General features: G+C 77.1%; 20 protein-coding genes and 1 tRNA gene. 12 read left to right on the forward strand and 9 right to left on the reverse strand.

Going from position 1 to position 20,401, the window contains the following annotated elements:
• Nucleotides 1-6 precede the first annotated feature (6 nt).
• Nucleotides 7-1,329 (reverse strand): L-seryl-tRNA(Sec) selenium transferase, encoded by a 1,323-nt coding sequence (gene selA / locus BLS82_RS07355; protein ID WP_218123703.1) that lies wholly within the window; start codon nucleotides 1,327-1,329, stop codon nucleotides 7-9.
• Between the two features lie 30 nt (nucleotides 1,330-1,359).
• Nucleotides 1,360-2,031 carry a GOLPH3/VPS74 family protein gene (locus BLS82_RS07360; RefSeq protein WP_092863497.1) on the reverse strand — a complete coding sequence of 224 codons (672 nt, stop codon included), beginning with the start codon at nucleotides 2,029-2,031 and terminating at the stop codon, nucleotides 1,360-1,362.
• 41 nt (nucleotides 2,032-2,072) lie between these two features.
• Here BLS82_RS07360 and BLS82_RS07365 point away from each other — a divergent pair, with 41 nt between their 5' ends.
• Nucleotides 2,073-2,837 carry a hypothetical protein gene (locus BLS82_RS07365; protein WP_143028778.1) on the forward strand — a complete coding sequence of 255 codons (765 nt, stop codon included), beginning with the start codon at nucleotides 2,073-2,075 and terminating at the stop codon, nucleotides 2,835-2,837.
• A gap of 26 nt (nucleotides 2,838-2,863) precedes the next feature.
• Here BLS82_RS07365 and BLS82_RS07370 read toward each other — a convergent pair.
• A tRNA-Sec gene (locus BLS82_RS07370) sits at nucleotides 2,864-2,956 on the reverse strand.
• Nucleotides 2,957-3,032: 76 nt separating this feature from the next.
• On the opposite strand from BLS82_RS07370, the gene selD reads away from it, so the two are divergent.
• Nucleotides 3,033-4,043, forward strand: coding sequence for a selenide, water dikinase SelD (gene selD, locus BLS82_RS07375; protein ID WP_092863503.1), 1,011 nt, complete (start codon nucleotides 3,033-3,035; stop codon nucleotides 4,041-4,043).
• A gap of 108 nt (nucleotides 4,044-4,151) precedes the next feature.
• On the opposite strand, the gene BLS82_RS07380 is transcribed toward selD, so the two are convergent.
• The 4 genes from BLS82_RS07380 to fdh all read right to left on the reverse strand — a co-directional run bounded on the left by BLS82_RS07380 (nucleotide 4,152) and on the right by fdh (nucleotide 10,276).
• Complete coding sequence (locus BLS82_RS07380; RefSeq protein WP_092863506.1) at nucleotides 4,152-4,700, reverse strand: hypothetical protein; 549 nt, start codon at nucleotides 4,698-4,700, stop codon at nucleotides 4,152-4,154.
• Nucleotides 4,701-4,782: 82 nt separating this feature from the next.
• Nucleotides 4,783-6,021: an NrfD/PsrC family molybdoenzyme membrane anchor subunit gene (gene nrfD / locus BLS82_RS07385; RefSeq protein WP_092864960.1), complete on the reverse strand. Its 1,239-nt coding sequence runs from the start codon at nucleotides 6,019-6,021 to the stop codon at nucleotides 4,783-4,785.
• Between the two features lie 26 nt (nucleotides 6,022-6,047).
• On the reverse strand, nucleotides 6,048-6,950 hold the full coding sequence (locus tag BLS82_RS07390; RefSeq protein ID WP_092864957.1) for a 4Fe-4S dicluster domain-containing protein: 903 nt from the start codon (nucleotides 6,948-6,950) through the stop codon (nucleotides 6,048-6,050).
• 56 nt (nucleotides 6,951-7,006) lie between these two features.
• A complete protein-coding gene (gene fdh, locus BLS82_RS07395) occupies nucleotides 7,007-10,276 on the reverse strand; it encodes a formate dehydrogenase (RefSeq protein ID WP_255378268.1) in 3,270 nt (1,089 codons plus the stop codon).
• 187 nt (nucleotides 10,277-10,463) lie between these two features.
• On the opposite strand from fdh, the gene BLS82_RS07405 reads away from it, so the two are divergent.
• Nucleotides 10,464-12,071 carry a CYTH and CHAD domain-containing protein gene (locus BLS82_RS07405; protein ID WP_176818986.1) on the forward strand — a complete coding sequence of 536 codons (1,608 nt, stop codon included), beginning with the start codon at nucleotides 10,464-10,466 and terminating at the stop codon, nucleotides 12,069-12,071.
• A 15-nt stretch (nucleotides 12,072-12,086) separates the two neighbouring features.
• Here the strand turns inward: BLS82_RS07405 and serA are convergent, their stop codons facing one another.
• The gene (gene serA, locus BLS82_RS07410; protein ID WP_092863518.1) at nucleotides 12,087-13,286 is read right to left on the reverse strand and encodes a phosphoglycerate dehydrogenase; all 1,200 of its coding nucleotides are present in this window, start codon (nucleotides 13,284-13,286) and stop codon (nucleotides 12,087-12,089) included.
• Nucleotides 13,287-13,348: 62 nt separating this feature from the next.
• Here serA and BLS82_RS07415 point away from each other — a divergent pair, with 62 nt between their 5' ends.
• From BLS82_RS07415 to BLS82_RS07435, 6 genes are all read left to right on the forward strand, one after another.
• On the forward strand, nucleotides 13,349-13,894 hold the full coding sequence (locus tag BLS82_RS07415) for a metallophosphoesterase family protein (protein WP_092863521.1): 546 nt from the start codon (nucleotides 13,349-13,351) through the stop codon (nucleotides 13,892-13,894).
• Between the two features lie 57 nt (nucleotides 13,895-13,951).
• Nucleotides 13,952-15,145, forward strand: coding sequence for an alcohol dehydrogenase catalytic domain-containing protein (locus BLS82_RS07420; protein ID WP_092863524.1), 1,194 nt, complete (start codon nucleotides 13,952-13,954; stop codon nucleotides 15,143-15,145).
• Entirely contained in the window at nucleotides 15,142-15,549 is a 408-nt protein-coding gene (locus tag BLS82_RS07425) for an HNH endonuclease (RefSeq protein WP_092864963.1), read from the forward strand. Before BLS82_RS07420 ends, BLS82_RS07425 begins: the two co-directional genes overlap by 4 nt.
• Nucleotides 15,550-15,603: 54 nt before the next feature.
• Nucleotides 15,604-16,779 (forward strand): App1 family protein, encoded by a 1,176-nt coding sequence (locus tag BLS82_RS07430; RefSeq protein WP_369811069.1) that lies wholly within the window; start codon nucleotides 15,604-15,606, stop codon nucleotides 16,777-16,779.
• Nucleotides 16,780-16,848: 69 nt separating this feature from the next.
• Nucleotides 16,849-16,986 (forward strand): hypothetical protein, encoded by a 138-nt coding sequence (locus tag BLS82_RS15665; RefSeq protein ID WP_176818987.1) that lies wholly within the window; start codon nucleotides 16,849-16,851, stop codon nucleotides 16,984-16,986.
• The gene (locus BLS82_RS07435) at nucleotides 16,979-17,596 is read left to right on the forward strand and encodes a DUF1684 domain-containing protein (RefSeq protein WP_092863527.1); all 618 of its coding nucleotides are present in this window, start codon (nucleotides 16,979-16,981) and stop codon (nucleotides 17,594-17,596) included. Before BLS82_RS15665 ends, BLS82_RS07435 begins: the two co-directional genes overlap by 8 nt.
• 49 nt (nucleotides 17,597-17,645) lie before the next feature.
• Here BLS82_RS07435 and BLS82_RS07440 read toward each other — a convergent pair whose 3' ends face one another.
• The gene (locus BLS82_RS07440; RefSeq protein ID WP_092864969.1) at nucleotides 17,646-17,885 is read right to left on the reverse strand and encodes a DUF3072 domain-containing protein; all 240 of its coding nucleotides are present in this window, start codon (nucleotides 17,883-17,885) and stop codon (nucleotides 17,646-17,648) included.
• A gap of 58 nt (nucleotides 17,886-17,943) precedes the next feature.
• Between BLS82_RS07440 and BLS82_RS07445 the strand changes: the two genes are divergently transcribed.
• The 3 genes from BLS82_RS07445 to mgrA all read left to right on the forward strand — a co-directional run bounded on the left by BLS82_RS07445 (nucleotide 17,944) and on the right by mgrA (nucleotide 20,388).
• A complete protein-coding gene (locus tag BLS82_RS07445) occupies nucleotides 17,944-19,011 on the forward strand; it encodes an NAD-dependent epimerase/dehydratase family protein (RefSeq protein WP_218123706.1) in 1,068 nt (355 codons plus the stop codon).
• A 71-nt stretch (nucleotides 19,012-19,082) separates the two neighbouring features.
• Complete coding sequence (locus BLS82_RS07450; protein ID WP_092863535.1) at nucleotides 19,083-19,301, forward strand: hypothetical protein; 219 nt, start codon at nucleotides 19,083-19,085, stop codon at nucleotides 19,299-19,301.
• A 4-nt stretch (nucleotides 19,302-19,305) separates the two neighbouring features.
• A complete protein-coding gene (gene mgrA / locus BLS82_RS07455) occupies nucleotides 19,306-20,388 on the forward strand; it encodes an L-glyceraldehyde 3-phosphate reductase (RefSeq protein ID WP_092863537.1) in 1,083 nt (360 codons plus the stop codon).
• Nucleotides 20,389-20,401 lie beyond the last annotated feature (13 nt).

The following is a 20,401-nucleotide window of genomic DNA, read 5'->3' on the forward strand; positions in this document are numbered from 1 at the left end:
CGCTCCTCAGCCGGCCGCCAGGACCGCGCCGCGCAGGGCGGCGTCCTGGGCCGGCGGCACCGAGCGCAGGTCCAGCAGGCAGCGGTCCTTCTCCACCCGCGCGAGCACGGGCGGCCGCCCGGCCCGCAGCCGCGCCGCCAGCGCGCCCGGCAGGCTCACCGCGGCGCTGGTCAGCGGCACGCCCGGGGCGCCGCCGCCGCCCACGGTGGCGGTGCTGTCCACGGCGCGCGCGTCGAGGCCCCGCGCGGCCAGCTCGCGCGCCAGCGCCTCCGCTCGGGCCCGCACGGCGCCCGCGGGAGCGGCCAGCGCCTCGAGCGCGGGCGGCCGGGGGCCGCGCAGCGTGGCCTCCAGGGCCGCCAGGGTCAGCTTGTCCACGCGCAGCGCCCGGGCCAGGGGGTGGCGGCGCAGGCGCTCGACGACGTCGGCGCGGCCGAGCAGCAGCCCCGCCTGCGGGCCGCCCAGCAGCTTGTCGCCGCTGGCGGTCACGAGGTCGGCGCCGGCGGCCAGGGCGCTGCCGGCGTCCGGCTCGTCGGGCAGCAGCGGGTGCGGGGCGAGCAGGCCCGATCCGGTGTCGACCACGAGCGGCACGTCCCGCTCGCGGCACAGCGGCGCGAGCTCGCCCGCCGTCGCGGCGGCGGTGAAGCCGGTGACGAGGAAGTTCGACGGGTGCACCTTGAGCACCATGCCGACGGGCCGGTCCCCGTCCGCGTCGAGGGCGCGGGCGTAGTCGCGGGCGCTGGTGCGGTTGGTGGTGCCGACCTCGCGCAGCCGGGCGCCGGTGGAGGTGACCAGCTCGTGCAGGCGGAAGCCGTCTCCGATCTCGACCATCTCCCCGCGCGAGACGACGACGTCGCGGCCGGCGGCCAGGGCCGTGGCGGCCAGCACGAGCGCGGCGGCGCCGTTGTTGACCACGTGCACGGCCTCCGCCGCCGGCACGGCCGCCGCCAGGGCGGCGAGCACCTCCCGCCCGCGCCGGGCGCGCCGCCCCGTGGCCAGGTCCAGCTCCACGTCGGTGGTGCCGGACGCCGCGACCACGGCGTCCACCGCGGCCGCGGACAGCGGCGCGCGCCCGAGGTTGGTGTGCAGCAGCACGCCGGTGGCGTTGAGCACCGGCTGCAGGCTCGACGCCCGCGCCGGCAGGGCGGCGAGGACGGCGTCGACCACGGCGCCGGGGTCGACGGCGCCGGTGCGCACGCCCTGCTGCGCGGCCGCGACGGCGTCCTTGACGAGGCTGCGCCCGAGGCGCGCGAGCGGGTCGGCCAGCCGGGGGTCCGCGAGCACGGCGTCGGTGCGCGGCACCGCCCGGCGCTGGTCGACGGGGTTGGTCACCGCCTCAGCGTAGGTCGTGGCTCCGCGCGCTCAGCCGCCACCACCGCTGCCGCTGCCGGCGGTGGCGCCGGCGCCGCGCACGACGTCGGCGAGGGCGGCGGCGACGGGGTCCGCGGCGATCGCCGCGCGCCCGGCGGCGAGCAGCTCGCGGCGCGTCGTGCCGAGCGCGCCCGGGTCGTGCACGCGCACCAGCGCGCCGGCGGCGGCGAGCAGGGCCACCAGGGCCGCGGCGCGCGCGTCGGGGCCCGGCGGCCGGGTCAGCGCCGCGGCCATCCGCGCGCGCACGGCGTCGAGGACGGCGGGCTCGAGCACGCGGTGGCGCACGACGGGCAGCACACCCAGCAGCCGCGACCGCTCCTCGGCGAGCGCTCCCGCGGCGACCAGGTCCGCGAGCACCCGCTGCGCCAGCCCGCGCGCGAGCGGGCCGAGCGGCGTGAGCAGCCGGGAGGCCGGGCAGGGCGCGCGCTCGGCGACGGCGGCCAGCGCGCGGTCGAGCACGGCGGACCCGGCGGGGGCGGGGTCGAGCAGCGCGACGCGGGAGCCGCCCCGCGCCCTTGCGGGCTCGACGCGCACGCGCCCGGCCAGCTCCAGCTCGCGCAGCACCCCTGCCGCCAGCAGCGGGCCCGTGGTGGCCGCTGTGGTGACCGGCGCGCCGGAGCCCGCGTCCACCAGCAGCAGCGCCAGCTCCTCGACGACGAGCACGGCCCGACGCTAGCCGCCCGCGCCCTGCCATGCTGGGCGCCGTGAGCGCAGACGCGGCCGCAGCGGCCGGCCCCGGGTCCGGGACGGGCGCGGGGCTGATCGCCTTCTTCGCCTACCTGGTGCGCACCGGCGCCCTCGTCGAGGGCACCGCCAACGCGCTGCGCACCGGCTGCCGCCGGGTGCTCGAGGACGAGCCGGGGTGGGAGGAGCTGGACCTGCGCTCCCTCGACGTCGACGCCGTCCTCGCGCGCTTTCGCGCCCGCCACCGCGGCGAGCTGGCCGAGCGCAGCCTGTCCAACTACGACCAGCGGTTCCGCACCAGCGTGGCGATGTACCGCAAGTGGCTCGTCGACGACCCCACGTGGCGCCCGGCGACCCGCGCGCGCCGCGACGGAGCCGGCCGCCGCGCGGCGCCCGAGCGGGCGCCCGCGCCGCTGCAGGCGGTGCCCGCCCTCGGTGCCGCCGTCGGTGCCATCCTCGACGCCGCGCGCGCGAGCGGGGACGGCGGACCGCCGGCACCCGCCCGGCGGTCCGCCGAGCCCTCGGCCCCGGCGTCCGCTGCGACGGCGGGGGCGACGGCGGGGGCGACGGCCGGGGCGACGGCCGGGGCGGCGCTGCTGCACTACCCGTTCCCGCTGCGGCGCGGCCTGCGCGTCGACCTCGCCCTGCCCGAGGACCTCAGCGCCGCGGAGGCCGCGCGCCTGGCCGCCTTCGTCCGGGCGCTGGCCGTGGACCCGGCCGGCCCCGGCGAGCCGACCCAGCCCCAGCAGCCGGGCCAGCAGCCGGACGGGCCCGGGCGGGGCTGACCCTGCGGGCACGGTGAGGAGCGCGGCGGAGGCGGACGGGAATCGAACCCGCCAGACCGAGGTGCTCGGTCTCGTCGGTGTTGAAGACCGCGGGGACCACCAGGTGCCCAGACGCCTCCACGGCCCGCGGGCCGCTCCAGAACGCTACCCCGGCCGCGGCGCGGGGCGTGCGGGCAGGGCGCCTAGCATCGTCGTGTGAGCGCTGCTCCCGACGTCCTGCGGCTGACTGGCTACGCCCACGGCGGGGGGTGCGCCTGCAAGATCCCGCCCGGGGAGCTGGAGTCCGTCGTCGCCGGGCTCCTCGGGCCCGCGGTCGCCCCGGCCGTGCCGGGCGCGCAGCTGCTCGTCGGCCTGGAGGACGGCGACGACGCCGCGGTGGTGCGCGTCGAGGGCGGCCGCGCCGTCGTCGCGACGGCGGACTTCTTCACCCCCGTCGTGGACGACCCGTACGACTGGGGCCGGATCGCGGCGGCCAACGCCCTCTCCGACGTCTACGCCACGGGCGCCGAGCCGCTGGTGGCGCTGAACCTGCTCTGCTGGCCGCGCGGGGTGCTGCCGATGGAGGTCGCCGGCCGGGTGCTGGAGGGCGGCCTGGCCGTCGCGCGCGAGGCCGGCTGCGTCGTGGCGGGCGGTCACAGCGTCGACGACCCCGAGCCGAAGTACGGCATGGCCGTCACGGGCCTGGCCGACCCGGACGCGCTGCTGCGCAACGACGCCGGACGCGCCGGGGTGCCGCTGAGCCTGACCAAGCCGCTGGGCATCGGCGTCCTGAACTCCCGGCACAAGGCCACCGGCGAGGTGTTCGCGCAGGCCGTGGCGGCCATGACGACGCTGAACCGGGACGCCTCGCGCGCCGCGCTCGCCGCCGGGGCGCGGTGCGCGACCGACGTCACCGGCTTCGGGCTGCTCGGCCACCTGTACAAGCTCGCCCGCGCCTCGGGCGTCAGCGCCGTGGTGGACGCCGCCGCGGTGCCCTACCTGGACGGCGCGCGCCGGGCGCTCGCGGACGGCTACGTCTCCGGGGGCACCCGCCGCAACCTGGACTGGGTGCGCCCCCACACCTCCTCGTCGCTGCCGGAGGAGGAGCTGCTGCTGCTCGCCGACGCGCAGACCTCCGGAGGGCTGCTCGTGGCCGGGGAGGTGCCCGGGGCGCCGGTGGTCGGCGAGCTGGTGCCGCGCCAGGACGCCGTCCTGCTCGTGCGCTGAGGGCAGCCGCAGCGCACCGCACCCACCCACCGCACCCGCTGCACGCGTGCGAAGGCCCCGCCCCCCGAGGAGGGGACGGGGCCTTCGCACGCGTGCAGCGGCCTGCGGTCAGCTGCCGAGCTTCTGCGCGTAGCCCTTGGCCTGCTCGCTGGCGCGCTGCTGCTCCCCGGCGAAGGAGCTGATCACCACGAGGGTGCCGGTCAGCGCGGGGATGATCCACTGCAGGGTGTGCAGCTGCGCCATGGCGACGGCGACGTCCGGCGGAGTGCGGCGGGCGGCCTTGGTGCCCGACTTCGCCGGCACGGGGCCGTAGTCGGAGACCTTGCGGCCGAGCACGCGGCTGTAGCCGGTCACCCCGAGCGCGGCGACGGTCACGAGGGTCTTGATGGTGGACATCTCCGACACGCCCTCCTGGCGGGCGATGCGGTCGCGGTTGCCGCGCAGCTGGCCGACGCTGCCGATCAGGTGCGCGCCGATCGCGGCGGCGTTCACGGGGGTCCAGCGGTCCCAGCCGGCGTTGGCGACCGCGCCGCGGTCCTTGGCGTCGTCCGCCGCGGCGGCCGCGGCGTTGAGGGCGACGGCGTTGGCCAGCGTGCCGCCGAACCAGGCCGCCAGGCCGACGTCGTGCAGCGAGCGGGACAGGGTGTTGCGGGCCACGGGGGACCTCCAGGAGTCGGGTGATCGGGTCGGGGATGGGGTCGTGGACGGGTACCCGCTGGGGCGGGCGCTACACCTGGCCCTACGCCTGGCCTTCGGTGCCCGTGCCGGAGCCGGCAGCGGTCTCCGTGCCGGCGAAGCCGGTGTGCGCGCCCTTGCCCGTGCCGGCGCCGATGTCGTCGGCGCTCGCGGGGTCGCGGCCCTCCTCCTGCGCGCGGCGCCGGGCGTCCAGGCGCTGCCGCTGGGGGATGATCGTGTACTTGGGGTCCTTCGCCGAGACCACGCCGGCGTCGTAGACGCCGAAGCGGGTCAGCGCCGCCCCGGTGTTCAGCAGCGCGCCGGCGACGGCGGAGACCGCCCGGCTGCGCCCGCCGACCAGCGCGCCGACCGCGCCGGTGGCCAGCGCGGCCCGCGCCAGCTTCAGCAGCCGGCCGGCGCGGCCGTGCTCGTAGGGCTCCGCGAGCAGGCCCAGGCGCCGCTCCATCCGGGTGCTCGCCGCCAGCTCCAGCCCGGCGCCGAGCGCGGCCAGGCGGCGCGCCGGGCCCGCCTCGGCCGTCGGGGCGGCGATCATGCCCACGCCACCGGCGGCGGCCATCCCGGAGCCGGCGAAGACGAACGGCAGCTCCGGGTAGGCCTCGTGCCAGGACGGCACGGCGGTGTCGGCGAGCAGCACCGCGGTGTAGGTGGCCAGCGGCGGCCCGAAGAGCGCGGCGCCGACGCCGCTGGCGCTCCCGGCCCAGGGCAGCACCACGCCCGCGAGGCCCGCCAGGCGGGGCCCGGCGACCTTCTCGACCACCGGCAGCGCCAGCTGCGGCAGCTCGGCGACGGCGGCCACGCCCGCGAAGGTCGAGAACGGGGAGAGGATCCAGGAGCCGACGCTCAGCGGCGAGGTCACCTTGAACACCCGCAGCATGTTGAGGAAGCGCGTGGGGCGCCCCAGGTCGTGGATGAGGAAGACCACGGAGGCCACCGACCCGCCCGACGCCGCCAGGCGCCCCGCGCGGCGCAGCGACGGCCGCCCCGTCGCGTCGGCGAGGGCCGCGAGCACCGAGGAGGCGCCCGCCAGCCCGCCCAGGTACAGGTAGGCGGGCACGTCGGGGACCTTCCACGCCGGGGTGTGGATGACCTGGCGCCCGTAGTAGGACGTGAAGTCCGCCTCGGGGACCATCAGGGTCTCGGCGCTGCGGCGCCTCCTGCCCCCGCGCCGCCCGGTGCCCTGCTCGCTGTGGCGCTCGAAGGGCAGCCCCTCGGCGACGGCCTGCGAGCCCCCGCCCGCCCGCCCGGAGGGGACCTCGGGCAGGTCCGGCTCGTTCTGCGGCATCGCCCCCTGGTCACCGGCCACCCCGGTCACCGGCGCCGTCCGGCCGTGGCGAAGGAGAGGGCCACGGTGGCGACCATCGTCAGCGCCGCGGCGCCGGCGTGCTTCCACATCGACGGCAGGTCCCGCGTGGTGACCACCGGGTCCGGCGGCAGGCCGTACACCTCCGGGTCGTCGAGGAGGAGGAAGAAGGCCCCGTCGCCGCCCACGCCGTCGTCGGGGTCGCGCCCGTACAGCTGCGCCTTCGGCTCCCCGGCCTCGACCAGCTGCGCCAGGCGGGCGTCGGCGCGCTCGCGCAGCTCGTCCAGCGGCCCGAACTGGATGGAGTCCGTGGGGCACGCCTTCGCGCACGCCGGCTCCAGGTCGGCGCCCAGCCGGTCGTAGCACAGCGTGCACTTGTGGGCCTGGCCGTCGGACTCCCGCTTGCCGATGACGCCGAAGGGGCACGCGGCCACGCAGTACCCGCACCCGTTGCACACGTCGTCCTGGACGACGACGGTGCCGAACTCGGTGCGGAACAGCGCGCCGGTGGGGCACACGTCCAGGCACGCGGCGTTGGTGCAGTGCTTGCACACGTCCGAGGACATCAGCCAGCGCACGCCCTCGACCGACCCCGACGGCCCCTGGGCGGACTCCTCGCCCGGCGGCGCGGACACCGGCGGCCCGTCGATCAGCTCCACGGCCGTGCTGGCGTCGAAGGGGCCGTCGTCGGGGCGCACGCCCGGCATGCCGAGCGAGACCGGCTTGCGGGGCACGGTCTGCTCCACGAACGCCACGTGGCGCCAGGTGGAGCCGCCGAGCATCGCGGAGTTGTCGTAGGACCACCCGGTCATGTCCAGGTCGCCGGTGGCCGGCACCTGGTTCCACTCCTTGCACGCGACCTCGCACGCCTTGCACCCGATGCAGACGCTGGTGTCGGTGAAGAACCCCATCCGCGGGGGGTGGTCCTCCCCGTACCCGGAGGACAGGGCGGGATCGGTGGTGCTCGTCACGGGTGTCCTCCGTCAGGACTGGGGGCGTCGGTGTCGGCCGGCAGGCCGGCGCGACGGCGGTAGTCGGCCAGGAACTCCAGCAGCTCCGGGCCGCGAGGGCGCCGTCCGGGCTGGACGTCGCACGTGCCCACCTTGTCCTGGATGTGGGAGTTGGGGTCCAGGGCGATCTCGACCAGCTCGTTGGCCGCGTCGCCCTTGGACAGCCCGTTCGGGCCCCAGTGCCACGGCACGCCGATCTGGTGCACCACCCGGTCGCCGAGGCGCAGCGGCCGCAGCCGCGGGGTCACCATGACCCGCGCCTCGATCGCCGAGCGCGCCGTGACGAGCGTGGCCCACCCCAGGTGCTCCAGCCCCCGCTCCCGCGCCAGCTCCGCGGAGACCTCGATGGTCATCTCCGGCTGCAGCTCGGACAGGTAGGGCAGCGTGCGGCTCATCCCCCCGGCGGTGTGGTGCTCGGTGAGCCGGAAGGTGGTGAAGACGTACGGGAACACCTCGCTGCCCGTCGGGTTCCCCCGGTTGCCCGGGCCCGGGAAGGTGCGCCGGGCCGGGTTGTACACCTGGTCCGGGTGCATCCGGTTGCCCGTCACGGACTCCGCGGCCTCGTAGTGCACCGGCAGCGGGCCGTCGGAGAGGCCCGAGGGCGCGAACAGCCACGCCTTGCCGTCGGCCTGCATGATGAACGGGTCGTCACCGGCCAGCGCATCGGGGCCCTTCGCGCCCTCCGGCGGCACGTAGTCCGGCCGCTTGGTCACCTCGAAGTCCGGCACGTCGTTCCCGACCCACCGCCCGGCGTCCTCGTCCCACCAGATGAGCTTCTTGCGCTCGCTCCACGGACGGCCCTGCGGGTCGGCCGAGGCGCGGTTGTAGAGCACCCGGCGGTTCATCGGCCAGGCCCAGCCCCACTCGTTGGCGGTCAGGTCCTGCTCGTGGCGGGACTTGCGCCGGCGCGCCTGGTTGACCTCGTCCTTGTAGACCCCGGCGTAGATCCAGCACCCGGACGTGGTGGACCCGTCCGCGCGCAGCGCGATGTAGTCGGGCACCGCGCGCCCGTCCGGGCCGGTGCCGTTGATCTCGCGCAGCACCGCCTGGGGGTCGGGGTCGCCCTCGTGGTCGAGGGGGTAGTCCCAGGTCAGGTCCAGGATCGGGCGGTCGCGCTCGTCGGTGGAGGCGGCGAGCTTCTCCCGGATGATCCGGCCCAGGTGGAAGGTGAACCACAGGTCGGAGGTGGCGTCGCCCGGTGCGTCCAAGGCCTTGTCGCGCCACTGCAGCATCCGCTGGGTCTGGGTGAAGGTGCCCGCCTTCTCCACGTGCGAGGCGGCCGGCATGAAGAACACCTCGGTGGCGATGTCCTCGGTGCGCATCTCGCCGGTCTCGATCTCCGGCCCGTTCTGCCAGAACGTGGCCGACTCGATCATCTGCAGGTCGCGCACGACCAGCCAGTCGAGGTTCGCCAGGCCGTGGCGCTGCATGCGCGCGTTGGCCGAGGCCACCGCCGGGTTCTGCCCGAAGAGGAAGTACCCCTTGACGATCCCCTCGATCTGGTCCATCACGGTGCGGTAGGTGCCGTGGTCACCGCTGATCTTGGGGATGTAGTCGAAGCAGAAGTCGTTCTCCGACGTCGCGGCGTCGCCCCACCAGGCCTTGAGCAGGCTGACGGTGTAGGCGGGCATGTTGCCCCAGAAGCCGGTGCGACCGCCGTCCGGGCCGGTGTAGGAGGCCAGGTCCGGGTGCTTCTCCACGTGCGGCATCGGCAGGTAGCCGGGCAGCAGGTTGAACAGCGTCGGGATGTCGGAGGAGCCCTGGATGCTCGCGTGCCCGCGCATCGCCATGATCCCGCCGCCGGGGCGACCGACGTTGCCCAGCAGGGTCATGAGGATCGCCGCGGCGCGGATGTACTGCGTGCCGGTGGTGTGCTGGGTCCAGCCCACCGCGTACGCCAGCGATGTGGTCCGCTCCCGCCCGCTGTTCTCCACCAGGGTGCGCGCGACCTCCAGGAACTGGTCCTGGGGGACGCCGCAGACCTCCTCCACCATCTGGGGGGTGTAGCGGGAGAAGTGGCGCTTGAGGATCTGGTAGACGCAGCGGGGGTGCTGCAGCGTCTCGTCCCGGTGACGGGCCTTGCCGGCGATGCTCGCGCCGCCGCTGCCGTAGGCCTGGCCCTGGCTGGCGGCGCTGTGCTCCGGGCCGCTCTCGGGGCGGTGCTCGTCGCCGTGGCCGGCGCTGTCCTCGGCGTGGTCCCGCGAGGACGCCTCGTCGCCGGCGTACTGCCAGGTGGCCGCGTCGTAGGAGTCCGTGGTCGCGTCGTAGCCGGAGAACAGGCCGTCGAGGTCCTCGGTGTCGCGGAAGTCCTCGGAGATGATCGCCGAGGCGTTGGTGTACGCGAGCACGTACTCGCGGAAGTCGGCTTCGTTGGTGAGGACGTGGTTGATCAGGCCGCCGAGGAAGGCGATGTCGGAGCCGGCCCGGATCGCCACGTGCTGGTCCGCCACCGCCGACGTCCGCGTGAAGCGGGGGTCGACGTGGATGATCTTCGCGCCGCGGAGCTTGGCCTCCATCACCCACTGGAAGCCCACGGGGTGGGCCTCGGCGAAGTTCGACCCCTCGATCAGGATGCAGTCAGCGTTGACGAGGTCCTGCTGGAAGCTGGTGGCACCGCCACGACCGAACGAGGTCCCCAGACCGGGGACGGTGGAGGAGTGTCATATCCGGGCCTGGTTCTCGACCTGGATCGCGCCCAGGGCCGTGAACAGCTTCTTCATCAGGTAGTTCTCTTCGTTGTCCAGCGCCGCGCCGCCCAGGCTCGCGAAGCCGTGGGTGCGCCGCAGGACCCGGCCCTGCTCGTCGACGTCCTTCCAGCCCGTGCGCCGCGCGGCGATCACCCGGTCGGCGATCATGTCCATCGCGGTGTCGAGGTCGAGGTCCTCCCACTCGGTGCCCCCCGGGCGCCGGTAGCGCACCGTCGTCACGCGGGTGGGGGAGGTCACCAGCGACTTGCTGGCGCTGCCCTTGGGGCACAGCCGGCCCCGGTTGACCGGGGAGTCGGGGTTGCCCTCGATCTGGATGACCTGCTCGTCCTTGACGAAGACCTTCTGCGCGCACCCGACGGCGCAGAACGGGCACACCGAGTCCACCACGCGGTCGGCCGAGGTCACGCGGGCGCTGATCCGGTCCGTGCGCGCGGACCGGACGGCGGCCCCGCGGCCGGTCCGGTCCGGGCCGGTGAGCTGGCGCAGCACGGGCCACAGCCCCGTCACCCGCTCGCCCACCCGTGCGCCGAGCCGCCCGGCCCGGCCCGAGGCGTCCGCGGGGCCGCGGACCTCCTGCTGCACCATCGCTCCTCCTCCGCCCGGGCGTCCGCGCCCGGCGACACCCCCACAGTCAAGACCAGCCGCGCCGGGCGCGCCACACCGGGGTGGGTGCCCGCGGGCGGGCGCGTGGGGCACGATGAGGATCATGGCGACGGCGGCGCGGCCCCAGCGGCACGCGGAGGTCGAGGTGGCCCTCGACGTCCCCGAGGACTGGACCCTCCCCGACCTCGCCGGCGCCCTGACCGGCGCCGGCGAGGTCGGGGTCACGGGCGTCGGCGAGGTCGTCGAGCACGTCCTCGACGCCCGCTACCTCGACACCCCGGACCTGCGCCTGCTGCGCGCGCGCACGACCCTGCGCCGGCGCACCGGCGGGCAGGACGCCGGGTGGCACCTGAAGCTGCCGCGCCCGGACGGGCACCGGGTGGAGGTGCGCGCCCCCCTGGGCTCCCGCTCGCCGTCGGGGCCGCGGGAGCTGACCGGGCTCGTGCGCGCCATCGTGCGCACCGAGCGCCTGACCACCGCCGCCCGCCTGCGCACCGCGCGCTCGGTGCGCCCGGTCCTCGGCCCGCCGGGGGAGGACGGGCGCCCGCTCGTGCTCGCCGAGGTCGCCGACGACCGCGTGCAGGCGCAGGTGCCGGGCCCCGACGGCGCGGTGAGCACGCGGACCTGGCGGGAGGTGGAGGTCGAGCTCGTCGCCGGCGACGAGCAGCTCCTGAGCGCCGTCGTCGCGGCGCTGGAGGCCGCCGGCGCCCGCCGGGCGCGCGTGCAGTCGAAGCTGCGGCGCGCGCTGGAGGACCGCCTGAGCGAGCTGCCCGAGCCGCCCGGGCAGCGCACCGCGCCGCCGCCGGAGCCGCTGAAGCCGCTGAAGCCCAGGAGCCCGGCCGGTCAGGTGTGGCTGGCGCACCTGCGCGCCCAGGCGGACGCCCTGGTCGCCCTCGACCCCGCGGTGCGCCAGGACGAGCCGGACTCCGTGCACCGGATGCGGGTGGCCGCGCGCCGCCTGCGCAGCGCCCTGGCCACGGGCAGGCCCCTGCTGGACCGCGAGGTCACCGACCCGCTGCGCGCGGAGGTCGCCTGGCTGGGCGAGCGGCTCGGGCGCCTGCGCGACGCCGAGGTCGCCCGCGAGCACCTGCTGGAGCTGCTCGGCGCGCAGCCGCCGGAGCTGGTGCTCGGGCCCGTGCGGGCCCGCCTGGAGGCGGAGCTGGACCGGGCCGTGGCCTCCGGGCGCCGCACGGCGCGCGCCGCGCTCGACGACCGGCGCTACCTGCGGCTGCTCGACGCGCTCGCGGACCTGCGCGAGCGGCCGCCCCTGACGCCGCAGGCCGAGCGGCCCGCGCGCGAGGTGCTGCCCCGCCGGGTGGCCGGGGACCACCGGCGGGTGGCCGCGGCGGCGCGGGCCGCCGCGGCGGCGCAGCCGGAGGAGCGCGAGGAGCTGCTGCACGCCGTCCGCACGGCCGCCAAGCGCGCCCGCTACGCCGCGGAGGCGCTCGTGCCCGTGGCAGGGGAGGACGCCGCCCGCTACGCGGCCGCGATGGCCCGGCTGCAGGGGGCGCTCGGCACCCACCACGACACCGCGGGCACGCGCCGGCTGCTGCGACGGGTCGCCCAGGCCGCCTCCGCGGCGGGGGAGGCGTCCTTCACGCACGGGCGCCTGCACGCCCTGGAGGAGGAGCGGGCGCGCGCCGCGGAGGAGGAGGCCCGGCGCGCGTGGGAGGCGGCCGACCGCAAGGGCCTGCGCCGCTGGACCCGCTGAGCGGCCGCGCGGGGCTCAGGCGGGCAGCACCCGCAGCCGCACCGTCTCCGGCAGGGCCTGCAGGGCCGCGACGACGTCGTCGTCCACGCGCCCGGGCACGTCGGTGAGCACGTAGCCGAGCTCCCCGCGCGTGGTCAGCTGCTGGCCGACCACGTTCACCCCGTGGTCGGCCAGGACGGAGTTGGCCTTCGCCAGCACGCCCGGCACGTTGCGGTGCAGGTGGGCCAGGCGGTGCACCTGCACCCGGTCGGGCACCACCTGCGGCAGGTTCACGCTCAGCGAGGTGCTGCCGCTGGTCGCGTAGTCGCGCAGCTTGCCCGCGACGAAGCGGCCGATGTCCTCCTGCGCCTCCTCGGTCGAGCCGCCGATGTGCGGCGTGAGGACGACGTTCGGCAGCCCCCGCAGCAGGGAGGAGAACGGGTCCCCGCGCCGGGCCGGCTCCTCGGGGAAGACGTCGACCGCCGCCCCGGCGAGGTGGCCGGAGACCAGGTGGTCGTGCAGCGCCTCGTGGTCGACGACGAAGCCGCGGGAGAGGTTCAGGAACAGGCCGCCCGGGCGCATCCGGGAGAACTGCTCGTCGCCGAAGAGGCCGCCGTTGCCCTCGCGCCCGTCCACGTGCAGGGTCACCACGTCCGCCCAGGCGAGCACCTCCTCGAGGCTGGAGAAGCGCCGCGCGTTGCCCAGGGCCAGCTTCTCGGCGGTGTCGTAGAAGCCCACGGTCATGCCCAGCGCCTCGGCCAGCACGGACAGCTGGCTGCCGATGTTGCCGTAGCCGACGATGCCCAGGCGCCGCCCGCGCACCTCGTGCGCGCCCGTGGCCGACTTCTCCCACACCCCCGCGTGCAGGGCGGCGTTGAACTCCGTCAGCCGCCGGGTCAGGGCGATGACCTCCGCGAGCGCCAGCTCCACCACGCTGCGGGTGTTGGAGAAGGGCGCGTTGAACACCGCCACCCCCCGGCGGGCGGCCGCCGCGAGGTCGATCTGGTTCACCCCGATGCAGAAGGCGCCGATCGCGACGAGGTCGGGCGCGGCGTCCAGCACCGCCTGCGTCACGCGCGTGGTGGAGCGGATGCCGAGCAGCTGCACGCCGCCCAGGGACGCGGTGAGCTCGTCCTCGCCGAGGGCCCCGGAGCGGGTGAGCACCTCGACCCCGGCCGCGTCCAGCACCGTCGTGGCCTGGGGGTGGATGTTCTCGAGCAGCAGGGCCGTGGGCACGGGTCAGCATTGTGCTGCACCGCGCCGGCCCTCCCCGACCGCGCGTGCGCCACCCTGGGCCGGTGACCTCCGCCACCCGCCTGCTCCTGCTCGCCGACACGCACGTGCCCAAGCGCGCGAGGGACCTGCCCGAGCCGGTGTGGGCGGCCGTGGAGGCCGCCGACGTCGTCGTCCACGCGGGGGACTGGGTGGACGCCGCCCTGCTCGACGCCCTCGCCGGGCGCGCGCGGGCCCTGGTGGGGGTGGCCGGCAACAACGACGGCCCCGCCCTGCACGCGCGCCTGCCCGAGGTGGCCCGCCTGGACGTGGCCGGGCTGCGCCTGGCGGTCGTGCACGAGACCGGGGCCGCGGCCGGGCGCGAGGCGCGCTGCGCCGCGCGCTTCCCCGACGCCGACGTGCTCGTCTTCGGGCACAGCCACATCCCCTGGGACACCACCGCGGCGCGCCCGGACGGCGGCGCGCTGCGCCTGCTCAACCCCGGCTCGCCGACCGACCGCCGCCGCCAGCCGGCCTGCACCTACCTGACCGCCGCCGTGCGCGCGGGCGCGCTGGCGGACGTGCAGCTGCACCGCCTGCCCCCGCGCGGGCCCGCGCCGCGGCGGCGGTGAGCGCGCGCGCCCGCCGGTCCTCGTTTGCCTGTTGATCTCCCCGGGTAGGTGGGGCGCATGAGAGCCCTGACGTGGCAAGGCAAGCGCTCGGTGTCCGTCGAGACCGTGCCGGACCCGGAGATCCAGGAGCCGACCGACGCGATCATCAGGGTGACCTCCAGCGGGCTGTGCGGGTCCGACCTGCACCTGTACGAGGTGCTCGGCCCGTTCCTGGAGCCCGGCGACGTCCTCGGCCACGAGCCCATGGGCGTGGTGGAGGAGGTCGGCAGCGCTGTGAGCCGCATCCGGCCCGGCGACCGGGTCGTCGTCCCGTTCAACATCTCCTGCGGCTCCTGCTGGACGTGCTCCCAGGGCCTGCAGACCCAGTGCGAGACCACCCAGAACCGCGACACCGGCTTCGGCGCCTCCCTGTTCGGCTACACGAAGCTGTACGGGCAGGTGCCCGGCGGCCAGGCGGAGTACCTGCGCGTGCCGCAGGCGCACTACGGGCCCATCCCCGTGCCGCAGGGCCCGCCGGACGACCGCTACCTCTACCTCTCCGACGTCCTGCCCACCGCGTGGCAGGCCGTGCGCTACGCCGGCGTGGGCGAGGCGGGCGCCCGCGTGGACAGCCTCCTCGTCCTCGGCCTGGGGCCGATCGGCGACATGTGCGTGCGCGTCGCCCAGCACCTGGGCGTGTCCACCGTCATCGGCGTGGACCCGGTGCCCGAGCGCCGCGCCCGCGCCGCCGAGCGCGGCGCCACCGTGCTGGACCCGCGGGCCGTGGACGACGTCACCGACGCCGTGAAGGGCCTGACCGCCGGGCGCGGCGCGGACGCCGTCGTCGACGCCGTCGGCATGGAGGCGCACGGCTCGCCGGTCGCCAAGACCGCCCAGACCCTCGTCGGGTTCCTGCCCGACGCGGTCGCGCAGCGGCTCGTGCGCCGCTCCGGCGTGGACCGCCTCGCGGCGCTGCACCTGGCCCTGGACGCCGTGCGGCGCGGGGGCACCGTCTCGCTCTCGGGCGTCTACGGCGGCTCCGCGGACCCGATGCCGATGCTGTACGTGTTCGACAAGCAGGTGCAGCTGCGGATGGGCCAGGCCAACGTGCGCCGCTGGGTCGACGAGATCCTGCCGCTGCTGACCGACGCGGACCCCCTGGGCGTGGACGGCTTCGCCACCCACCACGTGCCGCTGGAGGAGGCGCCGGCCGCCTACGAGGCGTTCCAGGAGAAGCGGGACGGCACGGTCAAGGTGGTCTTCCGGCCCTGAGCCCGCTCCCCGAGCGCCCCGCGGCCTCCCCGGACCGCGCCGCGCGCCTGCAGGCAGCGGTCGCCCGCCAGGGCGGCCGCTGCCTGTGGTGCGGGCGCGCGTTCGGCTCCCTGGTGCCGCCGACCACCGACCACCTGGTGCCGCGCGTGAAGGGCGGGCCGTCGTGGGCGGAGAACGAGGTCGCCGCCTGCCGGCGCTGCAACGCCCAGCGCGGCCACGCCGCGCCCGTGGACTGGCTGCTCGAGTGCCGCCGCCGCGGCTGGCAGCCCGACGCGCACGCCCTGGCGGCCGTGCTGGCGTCGCTGCAGGACGCGATCGAGGCCCGCGGCGGGCAGCGGCGCGCCCGCCCCTACCTGTCCTCGCAGCTGCGGCGCCTGGCCCGCGAGGCCGGTCCTGCGGCCTGACCGGCCGCGGCTGGCAGACTCCGGAGCGTGGAGCACCGGCAGCGGGCGGAGAGCCTGGCGGAGACCCTCGCGGACACGATCGAGCAGCGCCTGCACCGGGCCGCGCGCATCGAGGACCGCGTGCACCGGGTGCTCGCCGCCCGGCTGCGCCGGCGCGGCTGGACCCCGCGCGTGGTCGCCTACGCGGGGTACGGGGGCCCGGGGTGGGTGCGGGTGATGGCCCGGGTGCTGCTCACGCGCCCGGGGCACCCGGAGGACGCGCAGCCGGGCGGGGCGCCGGCGTCCCCGCCGGCCGCCGGCGGACGGCGCCCGAGCGCCTGGCCCTCGCGCCTCGGCCGGCCCGGCGGCACGCCCGACCAGCTGCGCCAGGTCGCCGCCGAGGCGGTCGAGGCGCTGCGGGGGTGGCGCAGCTTCGTCAGCGCCCCCCTGGACGGGGTGCGGGTGCGCGTGGACGTCGCAGGGCGCACCCACGAGCTGACCAGCGACCGCGGCGGCTACGTCGACGCCGTCCTGGAGGCCGACCTGCCGCCGGGCGTGCACGCCCTCGCCCTCGGCCTGCCCGGCGGCGGTGCGGGGGGCAGCGCCCCGGTGGTCGTCGTCGGCCCGGACGTGGAGCACGGGGTCGTCAGCGACATCGACGACACCGTGATGGTCACCTCCCTGCCGCGCCCGCTGATCGCCGCGTGGAACACGTTCGTGCTCCACGAGCACGCCCGCCGGCCCGTGCCCGGCATGGCGGCGCTGCTGACCGACGCCGCGCGACGCTCGCCCGGAGCCCCGGTGCTCTACCTGTCCACGGGCGCGTGGAACGTGGCGCCGACACTGACCCGCTTCATGGCGCGCCACGGCTTCCCCGCCGGGCCGCTGCTGCTGACGGACTGGGGGCCGACGAACACCGGCTGGTTCCGCAGCGGGCGCGAGCACAAGCGCGCCGCGCTGCGGCGCCTGGCCGAGGAGCTGCCCCGGGTGCGGTGGCTGCTCGTCGGGGACGACGGCCAGCACGACCCGGAGATCTACCACGAGTTCGCCGACGCCCACCCGGACCGCGTGAGCGCCATCGCCATCCGGCAGCTGACGCCGACCGAGCAGGTGCTCTCCCGCGGCAGCACCGCGCCCAGCCCCTCCGGCCCCGGCCCCGGCGCCCCCGCCCGCCCCGGCGCCGTTCCCGAGTTCCGCGCTCCCGACGGCGAGGGGCTGGCCGAGCGGCTGCGCGCCGCGGGCCTGATGTAGCGGCCCGCCCGGGCGGGCGGTTGGCGCCGGGCGCGGTTTCCCGCAGCCGGGGGCGGGTAGCGGTCGGGCGTGGTGCAGGAGGGGCGCGTCGAGCCCGAGGTCGAGCAGCTGCGGGGAGCCGTCCACGGCGCGGTGACCGCGACCAGCCGCGAGCTGGAGGACCGGACGCGCCCTGCGCACGACCTGCTCGAGCCCGCCCGTGGGTGAGGGCTCCCTGACGCTGCTCGCCTGGCGCCGGCGCGTCGCCGAGCTGTACGCGCAGGTGCGCGCGGCGCCGGACCCGGCGCACGGGCACGCCCTGTGGCGCGCCGGCCGCGACGCCCTGTTCGCCGAGCACCCCGACAGCCCGCTGGCGCCGCACGACCCGCGCCGGCGCACCGGTCTGCCGGTGGCCCCCTACGACCCGCGGCTGCGCTTCACCGCCGCGCTGGAGCCCGCGACCGGCGACGCCCCGGACCGGCTGGAGGTGGGCACCGGCACCGACGGCACCGTGCGCTTCGCGCGCCTGGGACGGGTGCGCACCCCCGTGGGCGACCTCGACGTGTGGTGGCTGACCGGCTACGGCGGCGGCGTGTGGGTGCCCGTGCGCGACGGCGGGTCGGGCTCGGCCAGCTACGGCGGCGGCCGCTACCTGCTCGACACGGTCAAGGGCGCCGACCTCGGCAGCGCGCCCGGCCCGGGCGGGGCCGAGGAGCTCGTCCTGGACCTGAACTTCCTCTACAACCCCTCGTGCGCCTACGACGAGGCGTGGGCGTGCCCGCTCGCGCCGCCGGGCAACCGCGTGGACGTCGTCCTGGAGGTCGGCGAGCTCCTCTGACCGCCCGCTCGGGCGGTCAGAGGAGCTCGCTCCACCCCAGCCGCTGGGCTCAGCCCTGCTGGCCGCCGCCGGCGCGGCCGCTGCGCGACTGCAGCTCGTCGATCAGCTCGGAGGCGCGCGCCTTCGTCAGGTCCTCGGGCACCTGCTCGCCGGCCTCGCGGGCGAGGGTGCTCAGGTAGCTCCTCTGCGCGCCGGTCGCCGGCTCGTCACCCGTCACCCAGTCCGACGGGTCCTTCTCGGTGCTGCTCCCGGTGGGCGTGTCCGGGCTCGTGGAGGCGTTCTCGCTCATGCCCGGCACGGTAGAGCGCCCGCGTGCGCCGCGCGCGCCGACGTGGTCGGGTGGGCCCGTGCGCGATGCCCGAGCCCGACCCCGGCGCGTCCTCGTCACCGGCGCCACGGGCAACGTCGGCCACGCCCTGCTGCGCCGGCTCGCCCGCGAGGGCGTGGCCGTCTCCGGCGTCGCGCGGCGCGTGCCGCGCCCGGAGGACTCGCCCGCGGCCCGGGCGCGCTGGCACGCCGTCGACATCGCCCGCGACTGGGCCGCGCCCGCGCTGCGCGAGGCGATGGACGGCGTCGACGCCGTCGTGCACTGCGCGTGGCAGATCCAGCCCAGCCACGACGAGGCGCGCCTGCGCGCCACCAACGTCGACGGCACCCGGCGCGTCGCGCAGGCCGCGGTCGCCGCGGGCGTGCCGCACCTGGTGCACCTGTCCTCGGTCGGGGTCTACGCCCCGGGCCGCGGCGAGCGGGTGGGGGAGGACTGGCCGACGACCGGGGTGGCGTCGTCGCGCTACAGCCGCCACAAGGTCGCGGCCGAGCGGGTGCTGGACGAGGCGGAGGCGGCGTCCCCGGGCACGGTCGTCACGCGCGTGCGCCCGGGCCTGGTGCTGCAGGCCGACGCCGGCGCGGAGATCAGCCGCTACTTCCTCGGGCCGCTGCTGCCCGTCGCGCTGCTCGGGCGCCTGCGCCTGCCCGCCCTGCCGCTGCCGCCGGGGCTGGCCGTCCCCGTGGTGCACGCCGACGACCTCGCCGACGCCCTGTGGCGCGCGCTGACCGCGCGCCTGCCCGGAGGCCTGAACGTCGCCGCCGACCCGCCGCTGGGTCCGGACGACCTCGCCCGCGCCCTCGGCGCCCGCCGCGCCGCGCCGCTGCCCCTGCCCGCGCTGCGCGCCCTGGCCGCCCTCACCTGGCGCCTGCGCCTGCAGCCGACGAGCGAGGGCTGGGTGGACCTGGCGGCCGCCGTGCCGCTGCTGTCCACCCGGCGCGCCGTGCTCGAGCTCGGCTGGTCCCCCAGCGTCTCGGCGCAGCAGGCGCTCGCCGACCTCGTCGCCGGCCTGCAGCGCGGCACGGGCACCGGCACCGCGGCGATGCGGCCGCGCCGGCTCCTGAGCGGCCGCTACGAGTCCACCTCCTGAGCTCCCTGCCGGGCGACCTCCTGGGCCCGGCGCCTGGGCGACCGGCTGGGCCCCGCGCCGGCGTCCTGCGGGTGCGCGTGCCCGCTGACCTGCAGGACCTGCAGGACCTGCAGGACCTGCCGCCGCCGACGCGCCGCGGCCGGGTGCTGGTGGTGCCGGCGCACCCGCACGCTCCCCTCGGGCACGTCGTGCAGGACCTGGGCGCGCCCCTGACCGAGGTCGGGGCCCCCCGGCCGCCGAGCGGGCGGCGCCGCTGCTCGGGCGCGCAGCGGCGCCGCCCGGCAGGATGACCGCGTGACCGACAGCACCGTCCGTGCCGACGCGCGCACCGACTACCGCCCCGACCCCGGGCGCTACGACGTCCAGCCCTACCGCCGCACCGGGCGCAGCGGGCTGGACCTGCCCGCGGTCAGCCTGGGGCTGTGGCAGAACTTCGGGGACACCACGCCCCTGGAGACCCAGCGCGCCGTCCTGCGGCGCGCGTTCGACCTCGGCGTCACCCACCTCGACCTGGCGAACAACTACGGCCCGCCCTACGGCTCCGCCGAGGTCAACTTCGGGCGGGTGCTGCGCGAGGACCTCGCGCCCCACCGCGACGAGCTGGTGATCTCCACCAAGGCCGGCTATGACATGTGGCCCGGGCCCTACGGGCAGGGCGGCGGCGGGCGCAAGTACGTCCTGGCGAGCCTGGACCAGTCCCTGGCCCGGATGGGCCTGGGGCACGTCGACATCTTCTACAGCCACCGCTTCGACCCCAGCACCCCGCTGGAGGAGACGATGGGGGCGCTGGACACCGCGGTGCGCTCCGGGCGGGCGACCTACGCGGGGATCTCCTCCTACGGGCCGGCGCGCACCCGCGAGGCGGCGGCGATCCTGCGCGACCTCGGCACCCCACTGCTGATCCACCAGCCCTCGTACTCGATGCTCAACCGCTGGATCGAGCAGCCGGGCGCCGACGGCGGGGAGAGCCTGCTCGACGTCCTCGCCGACGAGGGCGTCGGCTGCATCGCCTTCTCGCCGCTGGCCCAGGGCCTGCTCACCAGCAAGTACCTCGACGGCGTGCCCGAGGGCTCCCGCGCCTCGCGGCCGGGGTCGCTGCCGGCCGACCAGCTGACCGAGCAGACGCTGGCCCGCGTGCGGGCCCTGAACGACATGGCCCGGCAGCGGGGGCAGACCCTCGCCCAGATGGCGCTGGCCTGGGCGCTGCGCGACGAGCGCGTCACCTCCGTGCTCGTCGGCGCCAGCAGCGTGCGCCAGCTGGAGGACAACGTGGGCGCCACGCAGCAGCTGGGCTTCACCGACGAGGAGGCCGCGCAGATCGACCAGCACGCGGTGGAGGCCGGCATCGACCTGTGGAAGCCGTCGAGCACGGCGTGAGGAGCTGAGGGCA

This window comes from Quadrisphaera sp. DSM 44207 (assembly GCF_900101335.1).
In the GTDB taxonomy this organism is placed as follows: domain Bacteria; phylum Actinomycetota; class Actinomycetes; order Actinomycetales; family Quadrisphaeraceae; genus DSM-44207.